The 20692-nt window shown below is 43.0% G+C and carries 21 protein-coding genes; 12 read left to right on the top strand and 9 right to left on the bottom strand.

The genetic code is table 11. The annotated features are described in order from the left end of the window. Positions 1-96: 96 nt before the first annotated feature. Positions 97-1347 (top strand): pyridoxal phosphate-dependent decarboxylase family protein, encoded by a 1251-nt coding sequence (locus tag DN068_RS18695; protein ID WP_111000468.1) that lies wholly within the window; start codon positions 97-99, stop codon positions 1345-1347. Here the strand turns inward: DN068_RS18695 and DN068_RS18700 are convergent. Continuing rightward, positions 1344-3212 carry a BamA/TamA family outer membrane protein gene (locus tag DN068_RS18700; RefSeq protein WP_111000469.1) on the bottom strand — a complete coding sequence of 623 codons (1869 nt, stop codon included), beginning with the start codon at positions 3210-3212 and terminating at the stop codon, positions 1344-1346. The two genes, DN068_RS18695 and DN068_RS18700, sit on opposite strands and share 4 nt — an antisense overlap. A 151-nt stretch (positions 3213-3363) precedes the next feature. Continuing rightward, positions 3364-3972: a YdeI/OmpD-associated family protein gene (locus tag DN068_RS18705; RefSeq protein WP_123985404.1), complete on the bottom strand. Its 609-nt coding sequence runs from the start codon at positions 3970-3972 to the stop codon at positions 3364-3366. Between the two features lie 214 nt (positions 3973-4186). Here DN068_RS18705 and DN068_RS18710 point away from each other — a divergent pair, with 214 nt between their 5' ends. Beyond that, a complete protein-coding gene (locus tag DN068_RS18710; RefSeq protein WP_111000471.1) occupies positions 4187-6373 on the top strand; it encodes a T9SS type A sorting domain-containing protein in 2187 nt (728 codons plus the stop codon). 77 nt (positions 6374-6450) lie between these two features. Here DN068_RS18710 and DN068_RS18715 read toward each other — a convergent pair whose 3' ends face one another. The 4 genes from DN068_RS18715 to DN068_RS18730 all read right to left on the bottom strand — a co-directional run bounded on the left by DN068_RS18715 (position 6451) and on the right by DN068_RS18730 (position 9193). Continuing rightward, on the bottom strand, positions 6451-6915 hold the full coding sequence (locus tag DN068_RS18715; protein ID WP_111000472.1) for a helix-turn-helix transcriptional regulator: 465 nt from the start codon (positions 6913-6915) through the stop codon (positions 6451-6453). Positions 6916-6923: 8 nt separating this feature from the next. Continuing rightward, positions 6924-7490 (bottom strand): hypothetical protein, encoded by a 567-nt coding sequence (locus DN068_RS18720; protein ID WP_207799030.1) that lies wholly within the window; start codon positions 7488-7490, stop codon positions 6924-6926. Positions 7491-7598: 108 nt separating this feature from the next. Further along, complete coding sequence (locus tag DN068_RS18725) at positions 7599-8582, bottom strand: hypothetical protein (RefSeq protein WP_123985405.1); 984 nt, start codon at positions 8580-8582, stop codon at positions 7599-7601. 98 nt (positions 8583-8680) lie between these two features. Further along, positions 8681-9193 carry a T9SS type A sorting domain-containing protein gene (locus tag DN068_RS18730; RefSeq protein WP_111000475.1) on the bottom strand — a complete coding sequence of 171 codons (513 nt, stop codon included), beginning with the start codon at positions 9191-9193 and terminating at the stop codon, positions 8681-8683. Between the two features lie 341 nt (positions 9194-9534). Here DN068_RS18730 and DN068_RS18735 point away from each other — a divergent pair, with 341 nt between their 5' ends. Then, on the top strand, positions 9535-10494 hold the full coding sequence (locus tag DN068_RS18735; RefSeq protein ID WP_111000476.1) for a YpdA family putative bacillithiol disulfide reductase: 960 nt from the start codon (positions 9535-9537) through the stop codon (positions 10492-10494). Positions 10495-10550: 56 nt separating this feature from the next. Here DN068_RS18735 and ygiD read toward each other — a convergent pair whose 3' ends face one another. From ygiD to DN068_RS18750, 3 genes are all read right to left on the bottom strand, one after another. Continuing rightward, on the bottom strand, positions 10551-11423 hold the full coding sequence (ygiD, locus tag DN068_RS18740; RefSeq protein ID WP_207799032.1) for a 4,5-DOPA-extradiol-dioxygenase: 873 nt from the start codon (positions 11421-11423) through the stop codon (positions 10551-10553). Positions 11424-11580: 157 nt separating this feature from the next. After that, positions 11581-12318: a hypothetical protein gene (locus tag DN068_RS18745; protein ID WP_111000477.1), complete on the bottom strand. Its 738-nt coding sequence runs from the start codon at positions 12316-12318 to the stop codon at positions 11581-11583. Positions 12319-12441: 123 nt separating this feature from the next. After that, positions 12442-13182 (bottom strand): L-type lectin-domain containing protein, encoded by a 741-nt coding sequence (locus DN068_RS18750; protein WP_111000478.1) that lies wholly within the window; start codon positions 13180-13182, stop codon positions 12442-12444. Between the two features lie 291 nt (positions 13183-13473). Here DN068_RS18750 and rplK point away from each other — a divergent pair, with 291 nt between their 5' ends. The 9 genes from rplK to ccoS all read left to right on the top strand — a co-directional run bounded on the left by rplK (position 13474) and on the right by ccoS (position 20691). Continuing rightward, entirely contained in the window at positions 13474-13917 is a 444-nt protein-coding gene (rplK, locus tag DN068_RS18755; protein WP_111000479.1) for a 50S ribosomal protein L11, read from the top strand. A 32-nt stretch (positions 13918-13949) separates the two neighbouring features. After that, a complete protein-coding gene (gene rplA / locus DN068_RS18760) occupies positions 13950-14642 on the top strand; it encodes a 50S ribosomal protein L1 (protein WP_111000480.1) in 693 nt (230 codons plus the stop codon). Between the two features lie 118 nt (positions 14643-14760). Beyond that, a complete protein-coding gene (gene rplJ / locus DN068_RS18765) occupies positions 14761-15324 on the top strand; it encodes a 50S ribosomal protein L10 (RefSeq protein ID WP_111000481.1) in 564 nt (187 codons plus the stop codon). A 172-nt stretch (positions 15325-15496) separates the two neighbouring features. Continuing rightward, positions 15497-15865: a 50S ribosomal protein L7/L12 gene (rplL, locus tag DN068_RS18770; RefSeq protein WP_111000482.1), complete on the top strand. Its 369-nt coding sequence runs from the start codon at positions 15497-15499 to the stop codon at positions 15863-15865. A gap of 128 nt (positions 15866-15993) precedes the next feature. Next, entirely contained in the window at positions 15994-16716 is a 723-nt protein-coding gene (locus tag DN068_RS18775) for a Crp/Fnr family transcriptional regulator (protein WP_243630318.1), read from the top strand. Between the two features lie 183 nt (positions 16717-16899). Further along, entirely contained in the window at positions 16900-17403 is a 504-nt protein-coding gene (locus DN068_RS18780; RefSeq protein ID WP_123985406.1) for a hypothetical protein, read from the top strand. Further along, positions 17390-19834 (top strand): heavy metal translocating P-type ATPase, encoded by a 2445-nt coding sequence (locus DN068_RS18785; RefSeq protein ID WP_111000601.1) that lies wholly within the window; start codon positions 17390-17392, stop codon positions 19832-19834. The genes DN068_RS18780 and DN068_RS18785 overlap by 14 nt, the downstream gene beginning before the upstream one ends. 93 nt (positions 19835-19927) lie before the next feature. Continuing rightward, on the top strand, positions 19928-20233 hold the full coding sequence (locus tag DN068_RS18790; RefSeq protein ID WP_111000484.1) for an HU family DNA-binding protein: 306 nt from the start codon (positions 19928-19930) through the stop codon (positions 20231-20233). Positions 20234-20520: 287 nt separating this feature from the next. Further along, positions 20521-20691, top strand: coding sequence for a cbb3-type cytochrome oxidase assembly protein CcoS (ccoS, locus tag DN068_RS18795; protein ID WP_111000485.1), 171 nt, complete (start codon positions 20521-20523; stop codon positions 20689-20691). The last annotated feature ends 1 nt before the right edge of the window (position 20692 follow it).

Raw genomic sequence — 20692 nt, forward strand, 5'->3', positions numbered from 1 at the left:
CATCGTTCCAAAGGTCATTTTTTTAAGGTTAAGGCTGATTTTCATCATAAAATGAGGCCGATCATTTGTGGTAACTTTGCCCGAAATTGTAAGAAAATGAAATATTGGAAAAAGTTATCACAGGAAGAACAAGATGAACGTATCACCGCGGCACTCAGCCAGAATATCGACTATACGAATAAATTATCGCTGGGTATTCCTGCCTCCAAACTAGATCCAGTAGTGTTTTACGACAAAGCACCGTTTCTGAAAGATGCGCCTTTGCTCCGAACTTATGTACAAAACCCCAATCATATTGGCTGTCATACCCTGGGTGATTCCGAATTTTTCTTTAGCGGTACACAGGAATTGGAGCGCGAAGTGATAGAACTGCTGAGCGTAGACATGCTGAAAGCTGCACCGGAAAGTTGTGACGGATATATTGCCGCCGGCGGTACAGAGGCTAACATTCAGGCTGCATGGATTTATCGCAATTATTTCAGAAAAGAATGGAAGGCCCAACAAGAAGAAATCGCCCTGATCGGTTCTGCAGATACACACTACTCTATCGCCAAAGCTGCCAATCTATTGCATCTCGATTGGTATGAAGTTGCGGTAGACAAGATGACCCGCACGATTGTACCACAAGCATTAGACGAAACCATCAGCGCCGCAAAAGCAAAAGGCGTAAAATATTTTATCGTGATCTCTAATATGGCCACCACCATGTTTGGCAGTGTGGACGATCCGGATCTTTATGCAGCGGCGATGAAAAAGTATGACGTAGCTTGCAAGATACATGTGGATGGTGCTTTCGGTGGATTTATCTATCCGGTAAGCCATCCCGAAAGCACGGTTAATTTCAGTAATCCAAATATTAACTCCGTAACGCTTGATGCGCATAAAATGCTACAGGCGCCCTATGGAACGGGGATTTTTATTATCCGCAAAGATTGGATGAAATATGCCTACACCGAAGAGGCGCAATATGTAAATGGCATGGATATTACGCTGAGTGGCAGCCGCTCTGGCGCCAATGCTATTGCGGTGTGGATGATTCTATCTACTTACGGTTATTTCGGTTGGCTGGAAAAAATCAATAAACTGCTATATCGTACCGACTGGTGCTGCGCTGCGCTGAATGAAATAGGCATCCGTTATTACCGTCATCCGAAAATGAACATTATCACAATGCTGGCTGACGATGTACCGCAGGAAATTGCAATGCATTACGGCCTTGTTCCTGATACGCATCATGGCCACACGGAATGGTATAAAATTGTGGTAATGGATCACGTGGAGCTGGATCAGCTGCAGCAATTTATTACGTCGATGAAAGCCGCTTGCCCGAGTGTAAAAGTTCGCTAAAACACATAATTATTGTTATTGTACTGTACGACGTCTGGCGCCTGCACATAATTGGATGGATAACGGAACCGGATATTAGAATTGAGCGTCACCCGAAACTCTTTCTGACCATAGGCCGTTCGCGGAAAATACATTGCTTTGAGCTCTACTGTACCGAAAATCAGGTTTTGGTTGTTGGTTCTGATGCCACCACCAAAACCTGTATAAATATCGGATTTACCGATCGGCTGTTGCTCAGGTGTCATCATCACTGCATTTCCGTAGACAAATGGCGCCATACGGAACCCAAGCACTCTATAATTAGTAAATAAAACCAGCTCTGTATAAACATTAATCCGGCGGTCACCCATTACGGAATCCGGCCCCCAGTCGTTCAAACCGTATTGATTATTGATGCGCAGCGGCGCATTGGTCACACGATTATACATACGGGTATAGCTAAAACGGAAGTACTGACGCATTTTCAGACGGTCGAATTCGAACAGTCTGCTGAAAATACTGCCACCCAATAAAAGAATAGCATCCTGAGAGGCGCCCTGGTTGTAATAGCCGCCGCCCTGTGCAAAAAACTGATAAAATTCCCCTGCTCCCGACGCGATATACCGGTTGGCATTGACGCCCAGATAGGGCCGCTCCAGATTGAGCTGTTTCGTCCAGCCTGCAGTTCCGGTAACACTATAACCGTACGGTAAATCTTCCGTTGTTCCGAAACCATAGATGTACTGTGTTTTATAGAAGTCTTGCCGGAAGAAGGTTACACTGCCCAAAACGGCCTTTTTGCTGTTATAAATAGGATCATAACTATCACCGATCTGAAAAGGAGGTTTTTCATAGTGAATATTATAATAGCGCGTCGCAATGAAAATGCGATTACGTGCCGAAATTGGCGTCTGACCATGCGGCAGCAATTTGGAACCGATGTTATAACCTAACCAGCCGTCGTAAATATTGTAAGCATAATCGTAGAAAATACTGTCGGGTTTATGATACACATTCACCGACTGATTATGACTTACCAAAAGTCCACCTGCGAAATGAGAGTATGGAGAAACCAACGGCCTGTCTAACTGGAAATAATAGGCATCTTCTTGTTCGCGCCCATCGATCCGCCCATTATTGATCTGTGAATATGCAATCGTCGCATTGATAAAAGTCCGGGCGATGCTCTGTTTCCGGTACAAAGCTTCAAAGCCCACAGCCGGATTTCTGTTCTGAGCCCATAAAGTAGAAAACTGAAGACGTTGCCCCATTCCTAAAAAATTCGCATCAGCGCCGGTTGCTTTTACGTTCTGAACACCACTCGCATCGATACTACCGGTTATGGTAAAAAGATCTTTCGAAACAACAATCAGATCTACTGAATCGCGGTGTCCTTTTACAGGCTTCAGCAAAATACGTACGTCCTGAATAAAGTCGAGCGTACGCAGATAGCGCTCATTATCGGCAATTTCATAGGGATTTACTTCTTCACCTTCTTTGATGAACATATTGTCCCGGATTACCCAATCGCGGGTATTCACGTGAAGATGGTTGTATATTTTTGTACCTGCTGTGACGAGAAAACTAGTAGTATCCGAAAGTTTTTTCTCAAAACCCAATTGCGCAATAATGATATGTCGGACATAGCGCCCTGCATACCGGTAATAAGCTTCTTCACTTTTGGCCAGAAGCAGTTTGGATTCATCGATTGTATCGCCGGGATTGCGCGAAATGGAGTTCATCGCCTGGTGAAAAATATCATTGATATTGATCAGGCTTCGTTTCGATTGATGGTCTAATGTATCATTTTGACGGCGCGCCGATGTATCATTCTGAGCATTTGACCTCACTGCAGCACACAGCAGTAGCAGCAGCCAAATTCCCAATCGTAATATTTTCCGAGGCAATCGCAAGTTTGTGAATGGTTATCAGAATTTTCCAGAAAAGTACTATAAAAAAGATGCCAGACATTTACCGTGGATGTCTGATGTTCTGATGTCTGATTTTGATTATGGTCAAAAAATCAGCGACGAAAAATCAGCGATCAGATTTATACTTATCATTCAGCCGCTCTTCAGATTTACATTTCTGCACGGTTTTTGCAATCCGGTCGGCACGTGTGGTGGCCTGTTTGGCGGATGCAATCCATTCTACATATTCTTTGCGATAACCGGCTGTCAACTGATCAAAAAACGCGACGGCTTTTTTTTCCTTGCTGAATGCAATTTTCAGATCTTCCGGCACTTCAACAATCTTCTCTTTCACCGTCCGCTTAAATCCTTTAGCATTGATCGCGGCTGATTCTCTGATATAAGTTGTCAACAGCTTTTCATTGATTTCTGAAACATCCGTGAATTTTATGGAACGACTAAACTCGTTATCTACACAATGATTGAATAATCCGTTGGGATCCTTCATCTCCGAACCATTAAAAAACGTAAGCTTCGCATGTTTTTTGAAACCACTGTAACCAACCGTCAGCCCATCAGAATAGTAATTCGGTCCCCATTTCCAGTCTTCTATGATGCCTGGCACTGCTGCCAAAATGATGGACCGTAATTTCTCACAGATCAATCTTGCAAATTCAGGTAGTCCGTTTATATAAGCCGTAATTTCTGCTGAAGCGTTTGGTGCCGTTTTCGCCATAATGTAGTAGTTCCGTCCTTTCACACTAATATACAACAAATGAGCGGCTTCTGATTGAAAAGGCTTTTCGCCTGCGTGGAAAAAATTATTTAAAAATTAACCCAACTAATGAATCGTTGTTTAAAGTCTTAAAAGGAAATGCGCTCTTATGCGTACCTAAAAAAACAAAACAAAACCATTTTCATCATTCACCCGATTCAATCATCTTTTCTGTATGAAGAAACTTTTCCTCTATCTGCTGTGCCTCGGCGGCTCAGTGGTAGCGCATGCCAGCCATATTACCGGCGCAACCCTCAGTTATGAGTATACCGGTACGGGCAACATCTATCGACTTCACCTGAGATTAGCACATGAGTGTTCGCCAAACAGCTCGACTCCCTACCCAACGGAGTATATCAATCTCCGTTCGACAAGCCTGGGAATCACAAATCAAGTTAAAGCGCTCAATGTTACATCTGTTGACACACTGGATAAAAAATACATTTTCTGTCCGTCTGTGAGCAGTTCTTGCTTAAGTACATCGTACACTTACGGAGGTATCTCGGTCTACAACTATGTAGACACAGTCGTATTGCCATCTGCTCCGGATTGGTATATGGGCTGGACCGAAGGCACCAGAAACGCAGGCATTGTAAATCTGGCTAATGCCGGTTCGCAAAATATTTACCTGGAGGCTTTCCTAAATAATAGTACAGCTATTAACAGCAACCCTTATACGCCAAGCCCGCTTCCCGTATACCTCGCTACAAATGTGCTGAATACTATGCCATATCCCGCTGCGGATGCGGATGGAGACAGCCTTCATTATGACTTTATTACACCAATGGATGCTCAGGGTTCTCTGCTAAGCTATGCGTCCAGCTATTCGCTTGCACAACCTTTTGGCAGCGGCAGTATGACTCAGGTAGATCAAATTGCACAAACTTTAAAGCTGAAATCAAATCTTGTAGGCCGTTTTGACGTGGCCATGCGGATTAATGAATACCGCAACGGACAATTGGTTGGCTATAGCAGCAGCGACTGGTGCACATTAATCACACCTAATACTGTTGCTACGACTGTGCCGATGCCACTTCCTGGCACCAATTTTTCTGTAAATACCTGCCCTGGGCAGCCCAATTCGGTAAGCATCACCTTCCATGACTCTACCGCAACCGATTCTGTTTTTGTGGATGTAACACCGCCAACAATGCCAGGATGGACATTCACTTCTTCAACAGCTTCTGCGATGGGAACCGCAACCACAACTATTACCTGGACAACGCCATCATCAGCTAGTCCGGCAGCGCTGCCATCATTTTTCATCGACCTGAGAGCACACGATCTTGCATGTTCCTACATGGGCGCGGCAAGTTATCCGTTAATGGTGCATCTTACACAATGTACCGCAGACTCAGTATGGGCCGGTGATGCCAATGCAGATTACACCGTAAACATGTATGATCCTTTGGCAATTGCCGTTGCTTACGGACAGACAGGCTCTATACGTCCTTGGGCCTCTAACAGCTGGATTGCACAATATGCACCGAACTGGACTAACTTCTTTGCTTTTGGTCCGAATATGAAACATGCAGACTGTAATGGTGACGGTACAGTAAACAGCGCCGACCTTACTGTTGTAACTACGAACTACGGACAAGTACATCTTCGTCCAGGCGCCAGCCAGCAAAGAACCACCGGTGTTCCTGATCTCTATTTTGATCTGACTGGTATTTCATTAATGCCGGGTCAAACAGTGAGTGTTCCAGTGAAACTGGGTTCTTCAGCTATTAACGCAACGAATGTTTATGGTCTGGCAGCATCTGTAAAAATCAGCGGCATTACACTTAGTGCGGCACCCGTGATCACTTACAATACAAGCTGGCTGGGCACTTCAAGCAATACGCTTTCATTTACCAAGGCAATCAATAATAATCAAACAGATTGGGCTTACGCTCGCACCGATCATCAGAATATCACTGGTGAGGGTACCATTGCCTATCTGAACTTCACGGTACCTGCAAATGCAACAGTTGGCCAAGCTGTCGTTTTTGAATTTGACAACAGCAAACTGATCGATAATGCGGGTAATGCTATTCTTGCTTATAATGCACTCAGCGATACAGCACATGTTTCACCATTAAGCGTAAATACCGTTCATGGAGCTGTTCAAGCGGCAACAGTGGTGCCGAATCCGGTGAAAAACGAAGCAACATTACAGTTGTCTGTTGCCCGCCAACAAGACCTGAATATCAAAATCATCAATACACTTGGTCAAACTATGTGGCAACAAAATGCTACGGTTTCCGGTACACAAAATATAGCAATGCCTACCGGCAATTTGGCTGCAGGTCTTTACATGATTGTGATCAAAGATGAAATGTCTGCTTCACCTTCTGTGATTCGATTTGTGAAAGAATAAAAAGACTGTTGGTTATATAAAAAGTAAAAGCCTTCCCGCGGGAAGGCTTTTACTTTTTATATAGCGTGAGTATTATTTTATTGCAATAAATTGCGATAGTCGTATTTTTTATACTCCTTTAGTTTCTTCTTTTCCTTCTTTAACTCAAATAATTCATTTTTGATCTCAACCCGCAACCAGTATTCAGGATCAATATGAGAAAATTCACTGAGCTTTAAAACCATGTCTGCACTTAATCTACGTTCCCCAGTCAAATATTTATGAAGATTGCTATCCTGCATTTCAAATAACATTGCAAGACTTTTTTGAGTTACGTTCAGCGCATTCAAATACATTTTTACAAAATCCGAGATCATTATCTTTTGATTGGAATCATCATTTTCAATGTAATCCTCAATACGATATTTTATCGCCAATAATTCATTCTTCAATTTTCGACGGGCGGTTTGTTTCTGAGAATGCTGGCCAATAAATTCTTTCAAATCTGCTGCCTTCTCCTCGTTCCATATTGACGTTGCCAGAACTTCTTTATTCTTTTTCATACCGTTTGCTATTTTAAAAAAGCTTCGATTAATTTTTCACCGGTTTCCGGAGGAATAACCATTGTTGTCTTACCAAATTTCAATGCCCCGTATTTAATACTATACGTCGCCATTAATTTAATTTCATCTTCCTTTTTTATCTCTAGAACATCAAAAGCCAGCCAACCCTTATAATCTCCTTCCCCATGAATAAAACTAAGACGACATGCATAGGCGATGAGACAACCTGCGACTCTATCAAATTTTTTATTTTCCCCTTGATTATGATGTGCCACTTCAACATACGCCATATACGGCTCTGTCTTTCCTCGCATTTTAAAACTTAAACAACCTTCCACTATTCCTGACGTCTCTTCACATACTAGAATATAGGTCTTAAGCCGTTCCACTTTGGTATTCTTTTTAAAATCAAACCGCCAACCGTCCGAAAATGAGGGAAGCTCGCTTTCTCTCCCAACCTCAATTTTGGCTATTACAATCTCATCGTCGATAACCCTAACAATCCTTACCTGCATGAAAAAATTATCCCAACGCAATTTACGAAAATTATATAAATTGTATAAACCCTGCAACATCACGGCAAGCTTAAATACAAACCCCTACGTCTTAAATACCAGTAAAAGCAAGGCCGGCATTAAAAAATTGCCGGCCTTTTTTCTGGATTGGTGAGGGGTATATGATCTTTAATGTACCGCTGTGTATTGAATCTCTACACCGGAAACTGTCATGTCTCCCGTGTAGGTTTCACCATTGGAAACTGAGCTCCCTCTGGTGAATGTAAAGTGCCACACTGGATTACTTTTGAAGGCATCCGCAGTTGTCACACCAGAACCGAAATACCATTCATTATAAGTAGTGCTGTAATGCGATGTCCAGGTTTGTGATTTACCGAGTGTAGTATAACTGCCAGCAGCCGGATAAGTCGTTACACCGGCATCTTCGGTAGCCCAATAATCGTAAGAATCCCAGCCAGTCGCCGCATTGTTACTATTGGTATTGGTAATATTACCGCCGGCATTAAGACGCCAGTTGACCGCAGCACCGCTGGTAGCAGACGGTATGGCAAAATAAATCGTAATCGTAAATGCCGTGGTAGAATCCCAGTCACGCGGACGAGGAATTACGAAACCCGCTTTTTCGGTGCTGTTTTTCCAGTTGAGTCCCCAGGCATTTGGATAAATATTGCCTGACCCATTGATACGGCCAAATGCACCCGCGGGTATATAAATAGAGCGTTTCAACACTTTGTCCTGCACGCCTGCTAAACCTGAAGCATTACCCGCCTGCAGCGCATAAGGAACACTCAGCAATTGTGCGGTTCCCATATCGGTGTAAGTTGTACCACCGCCAGGATCCATTTCCACCTTGATGTATTTATTGCCGCTGCCCCATGTCACCGCACCCATAGTGCCGGTAACTGCAGTGCCTCCGCCAATCTGCACATTAAACAAACCAAATTGATTGGTAGTGGTAGCCTGCGTTTCCACATATTGGGCCGTACCACTCGTCGATCCGTCAATAATACTCAACCGCAGACTGACACTTTGATTGGCCATCGCCTGGCCATTTGTATTGCGCGCCACACCCTGGTAATTGAACAACATTGGCTGCGCCTGAACTAGTACCGCGCAAAGCAGGGCCGCTAACAGAGAGGATATATATTTCATGATTTTTATTTTTTCGTGAACGGTTCTCTAAAAATGATCACAGACAGTTTTCAACGGACGATGCCATATCTACTGCGCTTTCTTTGGGATAAAGCGAGCTATTTAATCTTTTGGATTTTATATGATGCCGCGCCTTTTTGTTCTCTGCCTTCGTATGATAATTGCAACATGTAATTACCCATTGCAAGATTCGCTACTGGCACTTCCGCTTTCTGTATGCCACCGCCGACTTTGGCCTCCTGTACCAACAATACTTTGCCAGCTACATCAGTCAATACCATTTTCAATTTACCGGCGTCAGGAAAATTTGACTGCACAATTACAAAAGCATCAGCCGGATTAGGATACAACTGTACATGGCTGGTGATCATTTGCTGAGATGCAACGTTGGTGGGCGTTTCTGCCGGTTGCAAAAATCCTTGTGTAATAACAATACCTGAATTAGACACCGTAGCCACAGCGGTCATTTCTCCAACCGACCATTCTACATCGTTGCCCGAGACAGTAGCACTGCCGCTTGCCGCATTTAAAACCGTGGGTTGAATACTCTGGGCGCGCGCAACAGGAATGGCCGCAAATCCCAGAAGAAATAGTAAGGCTTCTTTTCTCAATGGTTCGCTTTTTAAAAATGAAACAATAGATGAGGGCTGTTGTGGATAGTTTTGGAGTAGGTTCTGTAGCTTCTTACGTATGGGCTTCTTCTCTGCTGTAAAACTACCTTCTTATCAACTCATAGTAAATTATTTTACTATTTACATTTAATAAGTCGAAATTCAGGGCTATTACACTTTACATCACAATTGAAATTGACAGTCAAAACATTACAACCTTAGCCAGAAAAGCTATTTAAGATCTCGTATCAACTAACTCTATGATTATCTTTCGATAAACTATCAGTCATTCTTTTCCGTACGCCTATCTTAGCTTCCATTTTCACCGTAAATATTGCGACATGCTGGATGTATTTATTATTGGCGCGGGACCCATCGGATTAGCTTGCGGGATTGCTGCCATCAAGGCAGAATTGAGCTACAAGATCGTTGACAAGGGTTGCCTGGTAAATAGTCTGTATCACTATCCCACTAACATGACTTTTTTCTCTACCGCAGAGAAACTGGAAATCGGCGAGGTGCCGTTTGTTTGCAATAAACCTAAACCAGGTCGCGATGAAGCGCTGGAGTATTATCGCCGGGTTGCCTTACATTATAAACTGGATCTGCATTTATTTGAACAAGTACAGCAAATCGATACTGAAAATGACGTTTATACTATTCGTACCGACAAAAACATTTATCAGGCCAAGAACATCATCATTGCTACCGGCTTTTACGACCGTCCGGTACTGCTAAACATCAAAGGTGAAGAATTACCAAAGCTGGCGCATTATTATGATGATCCCCATTACTATTCTTTTAGTAAAGTCATCGTAATTGGTTCGCAAAACTCCGCGATCGATGCAGCGCTGGAATGCTGGCGTAAGGGCGCCGAAGTAACCATGGTCATCCGCCAGCCGGAAATTGGGCAACGTGTGAAATACTGGGTAAAACCCGATATTGAAAATCGCATCAAGGAAGGAAGTATCAAAGCTTATTTCAGCAGCTCACTGGTAGAAATCAGGGAGAAAGAAGCAGATATTCAAACGCCGGAAGGACTCATCACGATTCCCAATGATTTTGTACTGGCAATGACCGGCTACAAACCTGATTTGCGTTTCCTCGAGCAAACAGGCATTCAACTTTCTGCTGATGAAAAACTATTGCCATTTTATAATCCTGAAACCATGGAAACAAATCGCAAGGGTATTTATCTAGCAGGTGTGATTTGTGGTGGCATGGATACGCACAGCTGGTTTATAGAAAACTCAAGAATACACGCTCAATTAATAGCAGAAAGCATAAAGCTTAACGCCTAAGGCTCAAACCACGGGAATAAATAACACGGGAAGCTTTGAGCTTTGTGCGTTAAGCTTTAGGCGATAAGAAGCGAACGCATTGATATGGATCCCACGTCCATTTGTTCATTGAAATAAGAAATCTCGTCTTTTTTATCCTGCAACGCCATCGAATAAAGCATCGGCAGATAATGATCATTGGTGGGAACAGCCATCTTCGCAACAGTGCCGAGTTGATCATAATTAATAATGCCCTGATGATTTCCGGAATCAATAAAAGACTTGATCTTGGAATCAAATTCAGCAGCCCAGTCGTAATTGGTACGATTTTGAAAATCGACCATACGCAGATTGTGGACGATGTTGCCACTCCCCATGATCAGCACGCCTTTCCGGCGCAACTCGCTTAGTTGCTTCGCAAGATCATAATGCCACTGCGGACTTTTATAATAATCGATGCTCAGCTGAAAGACCGGAATATCTGCTTCAGGAAACATCGGCTTTAACACCGACCAGGTGCCATGATCAAGTCCCCATTCAAAATCTTCCTGCACTTCTGTCGCCGTCACGAGTTTTTGTACTTCTTTCGCCAGCTCCGGACTACCGGGCGCGGGATATTGCTGATCAAATAATGCTTTAGGAAAACCACCAAAATCATGAATCGTTTTTGGCATCTTCATCGCAGTAACATGTGTACCGCGTGTAAGCCAGTGCGCCGATATCGTTAGAATCGCTTTAGGCCGTGGAAGTTCTTTGCCAAGCTCTGTCCATTTACGGCTGAAGGGGTTGTCGAGAATCGCATTCATCGGGTTGCCATGCCCTACAAACAGCACCGGCATTTTATCGGTTGCATCCTGTTTATCCGCCCAGTTTTTCAGTTCATTTAATTTCATAGACATTGGTGCCAGCAAAAATGAGGAACTTATTTTAATGAATGTGCTTCTGTTCATGACCGCGCCTTCTCTACCGGCACTACAAAGCTATTTCAGAAGAAATGGTATTTGATTAAAGTAGATTAAGAGTTGGCGAATGGTGAAATAGTCAAAAGCGAGTATGAGTTGTCTATTGTGAACTCTTCTCGTTATAACTCCTTTCAATGGTTGAAAGTCATTCCACAATCCTAAACGAATTCACGATCGATTTGATCTGTGCCTGCGCAGCCGTGTCATCCACAGTTGTTGTAGCTACCACCTGCATAATGTTTCCATCCTTATATCCGTAGCGCTGAATCTGGTAAACAGAAACTCCGTTAAAAGTGAAGTTTATTATAATTGTAGCGCCTTTCGTGGCTGCATCGATTTCATCGGTTACCACCTGAGCATTCATATAGGTTTCAAGCGAGCGTTCGGTCTGCTTCACCTGATCTTCAAAAGAATAACGGTTATCATAAGGCATAGTAGTAACAAAAACATTGGCTGTGAAACCCATATTGTTCGGCACTTTCTGCCTGCAATACATCAGCACTTTTGCATTTACGCCCATCTCGGTATATCCGTTCTGCAGCGTACTGATATATCCATCGTCGCGCATCCAGGTTTCGGGAGGCCAGCCCAATACATAATCGCTGGTGACATTGTTTTTAAAATCGGGATGATCAGCCTTGACGGCAGAACCTGCATTTACTTCACTTACTTTTTCACTGGAAACTTTCAGTTCACCGACCGGCGTCTGCGTGGTTTTAATTGCTATCACTCCTTCTTTCGGATTAAATTCCACATCGTTCGCGCGATCTAATAACCGCGCTATTGGATTCTTAAATATCAGTAAAGCTAAAAGAATTACAACGCCAATAACCAGCCACTTTATAACAGGCACCCAATCCGACCGTTTCGTATCAGTAGGCATATGTGTGGATTTTCAACACCACTAAGATACAAATTTTAACAATATATTACTTCAACCTCTAAAGGGAAGTATCTATACACAGGGATGTAATTCGCGCGGAAATTCTTCTTTAGACGTTAGTGGTTAATGCACCGCCATAGTAACCGGCAGCAGCCCGCTTGCTATCATTACGCCACGAATACACTGTTTATTGAAACGCGTACCTGTGGCTGCACTAAACCCAAAATACCCCACATAGCTCAGCGGCGTTTTTGAGACGATTGCCGGATTTAAATTACCATCAAGATAGACTTTAATGGTTCCCATATCATATTGCACCACCACCTTGTGCCAGTTGCCATCGGCAAGCTGCGCCTGATTATTGAGGATATTTGATGCAGGTGCTTTTACGGCACCTTCTTTGTAATCTTCCGTTCCTTTTGCGTTCCACAATACAACCTGCGGATTCTTCTTATCGCCGTTGTCGTCATGCGTATCAAACGCCAGCACCAAACCGGTTGGTTTTACCGGAATACCAAGGCCTGCATTTTTCTTAAATTTTTCCGGCTTGGTCAAAAACCAGAATGCGAGTCCATCAGCAAGCGTATCTGCGTTGGGCGATATTTGTATTTCAAACAAAGCGGTAAACTGAGAGGTTGGCAGCACTACCAGCGGCTTTTCGTAAAAAAGATATCCTTCCTGATTCTTATCCGGATCCGTTAATACAATATAATTATCATGATAAAAGGCGTAAGTTTCGGGACCAATCTTCCATCCCTTTGTATTAGCGGGCGTTCCTACCAGCGAAAGCATAAAAGACTGTTGCTGCGCGTTAGCAATAACACAACCCAAAAGAAGAGAAACGGTAAACAAGAAAGATTTCATAATCAAATATCTGCTCTAAATTAAAAAAGAGACAGTTTAAAGCAATGCTTCCGTTTGGTAACGAAACAATTATTAACAGCACTTTGTATTTGCCTTTCGAAGCAACTTTACATCCTCTTATTTCCTAATATTGCGTCCGGGTACCGTCTGGAGAAAACATTTTTTAGAATTTTTAATTTTGACTTTTGATTTTTCCTTACCTTTGCACTCCAATTCTCATATTGCTCTTATTATAAGGTTGCATTTGGGAGAATTGTCAAACACAATTCGTTAAAACCAAAAGAAGAACGTATGGCTAAAGAAATCACTGGCTTCGTGAAGCTGCAAGTTAAAGGCGGCGCAGCCAATCCGGCGCCCCCAATCGGTCCAGCATTGGGTTCTAAAGGTGTCAACATCATGGAGTTCTGTAAGCAATTCAATGCTAGAACACAGGACAAAATGGGTAAAGTATTACCTGTTGTAATCACAGTTTATGCTGACAAGTCTTTCGACTTTGTAATTAAAACCCCTCCTGCAGCGGTTCAATTGATGGATGCTTCAAACATCAAGAAAGGTTCGAAAGAATCAAACCGTAACAAAGTTGGTAAGGTAACCTGGGCTCAGGTTGAAGAAATCGCTAAAGACAAAATGCCAGATCTGAACTGCTTCACAGTAGAAAGCGCCATGCGTATGGTTGCCGGTACTGCACGCAGCATGGGTCTGACTGTTGAAGGCACTGCTCCTTGGGCTGAATAATCATTATTGGTTGACCTTAAAATTTTGCAACAATGGCAACAATTACTAAAAAAAGAAAAGCTGTAGAAGCTAAACTCGATAAAAATAAAGTTTATACACTGGCTGACGCTGCTGCGATGGTAAAAGACATCAACTGCACGAAATTTGACAGCTCAGTAGATATGCACATCCGTCTGGGTGTAGATCCTAAAAAAGCAGATCAGGCTATCCGCGGTACAGTTTCCCTGCCACACGGTACAGGTAAAACAAAACGCGTTCTCGTTCTGTGTACTCCTGATAAAGAAGCAGAAGCGAAAGCAGCAGGTGCTGACTTCGTTGGTCTGGACGAATTCGTTCAGAAAATCGAAGCTGGCTGGACTGATGTAGACGTAATCGTTGCGACTCCTTCAGTAATGCCTAAAATCGGTAAACTCGGTAAAATCCTCGGTCCACGTAACCTGATGCCAAACCCTAAGACTGGTACAGTTACTAACGATGTTGCTGCTGCAGTTACAGATGTAAAAGGTGGTAAAATCGCGTTCAAAATCGATAAAGCTGGTATCATCCACGCATCAATCGGTCGCGTATCTTTCGAGCCGAACAAAATTGCTGAAAACGCTCAGGAATTGATTAACACACTCGTTCGTATGAAACCTGCTACTGCTAAAGGTGTTTACCTGAAGGCTATCAGCATGGCTTCTACAATGAGCCCTGGTCTGGCAATCGATACTAAAACCGTAGCGTAACAATATTATCTAACAATTTGAAAATTTGAGTTCTTGTAAATGACTGTAGTCTGATTCTGTTGATTTTTCCGGTTTCATTCACAAAACTCAAATTGATAAATTTTCAAATTAAAAAAGTATGACACCTGCTCAAAAAAATGAAGCAATAGAAATACTGAAAGAGAAATTCGCTCAGTATGACAACTTTTATATCACAAATACCGAATCTTTAACGGTAGAACAAGTGGGCAAACTTCGTCGCGCATGTTTCCAGAAAAACGTGGAAATGACTGTTGCTAAGAACACGCTCATCAAAAAAGCAATGGAAAGCCTGAATGCTGAAAAATATGCCGGCGTTTACGAAGCACTCCATGGCGTTACTGCCCTGATGTTCTCTGATTCTCCAAAAGAACCAGCAGTTATCCTCAGCTCTTTCCGCACTGAGTCTAAGAAAGAGAAACCAGTTTTGAAAGCTGCACTCATCGGTGATGATATTTTCATCGGCGACAACCAGCTGGAGAACCTGAAAAACATCAAAACAAAGAACGAACTCATCGGAGAAATCATCGGTTTGCTCCAGTCTCCTGCAAAACGTGTTATCGCTGCATTGCTGCATAACGCTGAAACTAAAGGAGAAGGTGGCGCACCTGCTGCAGCTGAAACTGCTGCTCCAGAAGCTCCTGAAGCACCTGCTGCTGAGTAGTTCCAATTTGAAAACAAGAGCATTTGAACATTTGAAGATGCTCCGGTTTTCCGGCAATCGCTCTTTTGAACGCGTTATCGCATTTTCAAATTAGCACTGCCCCGTTAAAAATGGCTTCCAAGTCACACTATACATTTGTAACAAATTTTAACACAAACAAAAAATTATAAAAATGGCAGACATTAAAGCTCTCGCAGAACAACTGGTTAGCCTGACTGTAAAAGATGTACAGGAACTGGCTGATGTATTGAAAAACGAATACGGTATTGAACCAGCTGCTGCTGCTGCTGTAGTTATGGCTGGTCCAGCTGCTGCTGCAGAAGAAGAAAAAACTGCTTTCGACGTTATCCTGAAAAGCGGTGGTGCTTCTAAACTGAACGTTGTAAAAATCGTTAAAGAACTGACTGGTCTCGGTCTGAAAGAAGCAAAAGAACTGGTTGATGGTGCTCCAAAAGCAGTTAAAGAAGGCGTAAGCAAAGCTGAAGCTGAAGATCTGAAAGCTAAACTGACTGAAGCTGGTGCTGAAGTTGAAATCGCTTAATTCGATTCTTCGAAACATATTGAAAATGTCCCGTTTATACGGGACATTTTCTTTTTATATCTAATCTACTTTTTTCAACTCAAACATAAGCGCGATATTTGTTACATTGCTTACAGAAATCGTGCCATTTGAATACTCACAAAAGCAAATTCGCAGGTGCTATTGATTGCACACATTGCGATTCCCGCAGCAAAAGCATTTTCTGCCATCTCCGCCATACAGAACTGGAAGAGCTGAATGAAATGAAATCTGGAATGACTTTTCGCAAAGGCCAGATCATTTTCGGCGAAGGCGCGCATCCGCTTGGTCTTTATTGTGTCAACAACGGCAAAATCAAGCTGTCACACCGTGGTGAAGACGGAAAAGAACAGATTGTACGCCTGTCGAAAGAAGGCGATGTACTTGGCTACCGCGCACTGCTCACGAATGAGCGCTATAATGCCACGGCAGTTGCCCTCGATGATACCGATATCTGTTTCATTCCTCGCGATACCTTCTTTAATGTCCTGAAAAATAATCCAGACCTTTCTTTCGAGATTATCAAAATGCTTTCCACTGAGCTTCGTAAAGCAGAAGACCGCATTACGGATCTGGCGCAAAAACCAGTACGTGAGCGTATGGCAGAAGGATTATTGTTCCTCAAGGAAACTTACGGATTCGAAGCCGACGGGTCTACAATCAATATCGTACTGTCCCGGGAGGATATTGCGAATCTTGTAGGCACCGCCACAGAAACGGCTATTCGCCTGTTATCAGAATTTAAAAACGATAAAATCGTGGAGTTTGTAGGCAAAAAAATCAGGATTCTGGATAATGAGCGCCTGATACGCACCGCTCATATTTACGATTAGTTTTTCAACATATTCAGCGCCTTCTCACCAGAAGGCGTTTTTCTTTTCCGCAAAAACTGACAAAAATCAGTTTTTAAAACATCATCCGTCATAAAAGGATTTTTTACGCCGGCCTACTTTCGGATAAAAAAGATGGCAAAAGTCCCTTTCTCGGAATATCATAAGGAAAACCTTGTAATGCTTATGCACCAATTTCAAATCAACCACTACCTACCCATCCGGGAGACCTGCATCGACATCTGCGACGAAGCGCTTGCCATTTCGAAGAAACCGGCCCCTACATCCGTTCACTTGTATGCAAGTCTCTGCATTAAACTGACAGAAGAAATACAGGAAGAACTGGATCGGAACAATGCTACACTTGTACCTTATGTAAAGCAGCTACATGAGAAAGAACAAACAGGGCATAACTGCCTATCCTGCTCTGGTGGCTGCAAAGTGAAACATATGCAACAAGTCTTTACCATCCGCGAAGCACAGCAGAAGATTAAAGAAATCATTTATCGTCTCGGACAACTATCGCACCCTGTGAATGAAAAAGGCGTCGAGCAAATGGCGCAACAAGAAAAGCTTCAGAAAAACATTCAGCTACTCGATAACCAGATCACTGAAATCTTCTATCTCGAAGAAGCAATCCTGATACCGAAAATACTGGATGCGCAAAACAATATTAATGCCGTCAACTGATGTCATATTAAACACTACAACTGCCGGGGAAACAGTGATCTGCTATCACTGCGGCACTGCATGTTTAAACCGGAACATCGCTACCGACGAAAAATTCTTTTGTTGCGAAGGCTGTTTGCTTGTGTATGAAATACTCAATAAAAATGGCCTTTGCGATTATTATAAATTGCAAAATCATCCGGGACTTAGTCAAATCAAGGCTGGCAGACAGGACAAATATGCATTTCTGGATGAAGCATCTGTTGCCGCACAGCTATATAGTTTTACCGATGGAAACCACACCGTCGTAAATCTGTACATTCCGGGCGTGCATTGCAGTTCTTGCATGTGGCTTCTGGAGCATCTTCAAAAGATAAATCCAGGCATTACGGACAGCCGTCTGAACTTCACAAGTAAAGAATTAACGGTTCGTTTTAATCTTGAAAAAATAAGTCTGCGCTCCGTTGTGGAATTATTAGCGACTATCGGCTACCCACCCTACATCAGTCTCGACAATACACAGGACAAAAAGCCAAAGGGAAACAGCGCGCGCATTTATAAACTTGGCATTGCGGGATTTTGTTTCGGAAATATCATGATGATGAGTTTTCCGGAATATTTTTCACTGACGTCAGGTATGGAAAAGCAATACACAGAACTGTTCCGCTACCTGAATCTTGGACTGGCGCTGCCGGTTTTCTTTTATTGCGCCTCCGAATTCTGGATTAATGCATGGAAAGGGTTGCAGCAAAAAATGCTCAATATCGACGCGCCCATCGCACTGGCCATTCTCATTACATTCACCAGAAGTATTTATGAAATTGCCACACACACAGGTTCTGGATTTCTGGACAGCATGTCGGGGATTATTTTCTTTATGCTGGTGGGGCGCGTCATTCAAGAGCGCGTATACAGCTCTATTTCCTTTCATCGCGATTATAAAGCGTATTTCCCAATTGCCGTTAGTGTACTTACGGAAACCGGCACAGCAATAAGAAATATTCAGGAACTGAAAGAAAATGACGTGGTGCAACTGCATCATGATGAAATTATTCCGGCCGATGGTATGATCGTAAAAGGTGAAGCGCGAATCGACTACAGCTTTGTGACCGGTGAATCCGATCCGGTAATCAAAGAAAAAGGAGACACCGTATACGCTGGCGGTCGGCAAACCGGCACTGAGCTGACAATCTGCATCACAAAACCAGTGGCATCCAGTTATCTTACCTCACTGTGGAACCATCACAGCTTTCAAAAAAACAAACACACAAAAAATAATAAGGAAAGTGCCGTACATGTGCTCAGCAAATACTTTACTTATGTTTTGTTTGCACTCGCATTGATTACCGGTATCTTCTGGGCATTTCGGGATCCATCTAAAATTTTGCCGAGTGTTTCAGCAATGCTGATTGTTGCCTGTCCCTGTGCATTGCTATTATCTGCTACCTATACGAACGGTAATCTCCTCCGTCTCTTTAGCAACAACGGCCTTTTTCTCCGTGATGCTGATGTTATAGAACCATTGGGAAAGATCGACAATATTGTATTCGACAAAACGGGAACGCTTACGGAATGCAACGATAAAACAGCACTAACCGGCGCCGTTTTTTCAGCTGAAGAGCTCGCTTCTATTTTTACCGTTGCCAATTCCAGCCAGCATCCTTACAGCAGAGCACTGGTGCGTTTTTTGGGAAAATATCCCCTTCAACGGGTAACATCCTGGCAAGAATATACCGGAAAAGGCATCGAAGCAACTGTAAACGGCAGTCGGATAAAAATTGGATCTGCTTCATTTCTGGGTATTGCCCCTACTCCGGATCACGCTAATGTTTATATTTCTGTCGATGAGAAAAAAATAGCAGCATTCCGCTTTTATGCCGGGCTGCGGACGGGTGTGCCGGATATGCTGCGACAGTTGCGCAATAAGTTCAGACTCTCGCTGCTTTCAGGAGATAACGAACGGGAAAAAGAGCTTGTTCAAAGCCTTTTCGATAGCGGCGGTCAACTGTTATTTAACCGGAAGCCAATTGACAAGCTACATTATATTGCAAGCTTACAGGAAAAAGATGCCAATGTACTGATGATCGGCGACGGACTCAATGACGCCGGCGCATTGCAACAAAGTAATGTGGGCATTACACTGGCGGATGATATCAATAATTTTACGCCATCTTGCGATGCGATCCTTAGTGCCGGAAGTTTTACCTCGTTGCCCGCTATTTTAAACCTAGCCAGAAACGGCCGCGCGATCATCCGATTCAGCTTTTTTATTTCCGTTATATACAACGTCATCGGACTAAGTTTTGCTGTGCAGGGAAAATTAAACCCTCTCCTGGCCGCTATTTTGATGCCGGTGAGTACGCTTAGTATCGTATTGATAACCACCGGCCTTACTTATTTCGCCGCAAGACTCAATGGCCTAGGAAAACAATCAAAACCAGAGGTGAATTAAAAACGGCACAATTTTTGGTGTATAGAGTAATTGTGAATACATACAACAGACGGGGGACGTCTTTATTGTAAATCCAAAAAACACAATTACAAGATGAGAAAAGCAGACATTATCCAAAGCATTTCCAACAAGACAAAACTGCACAAAGTAGATGTGCTGGTTGCAATCGAAGAGTTTTGCAAAGAAGTAAAACTATCACTGGAGCAAGGCCACGCGGTTCATATACGCGGTTTCGGCAGCTTTGTGATTAACAAAAAAGTCAGTAAAAAGCAAAGTGTCCCGGGGGATACGGTTTACAAACAAATCCGACCGGGCTTTATTCCTGCTGCAGAGTTTATTGATTGCGTGAAGCGTTGTGACTCTTCCTTACTTGCAAAATCGAATACTGATAACGACTAACAGCATCCTTTATTACCACATTCACCCTTCCAACTAATTTTTCATTTTTCGAAGCATTTTTCTCTTTTTATCAATGCCATTCATGGCATCAGATTATTATCCTGCACGTTTCACCGGCGACAGCCAAAGTTTATTTAAGTCCCTCCTGAACACAAATCCCCGTCATTTCCTTTCTCATACTGGTTGCACCTGACAAAAAGCTGACAAATATCATGTTTCTGCATGCCTTGTGTCATAGACCATTCCTCGGGTTCAAAATAGATTTGATGTATATAAATGCATGTTTCATGAGCGTGTTGTTTCTACTGGTTTTTGCGAGTATAGCTGTTGCTGGTGGATTTTTGGTCGCCTTTCTCTGGAGCGTCCGCACCAACCAGTTCGAAGATCAGGAAGGATCTGCTATGCGCATTTTACATGATGATCCCGTACCGAATTCTAATGTTTCTGACAATAAATAGT

The organism is Taibaiella soli, assembly GCF_003236175.1.
Taxonomy (GTDB): Bacteria; Bacteroidota; Bacteroidia; order Chitinophagales; family Chitinophagaceae; genus QKTW01.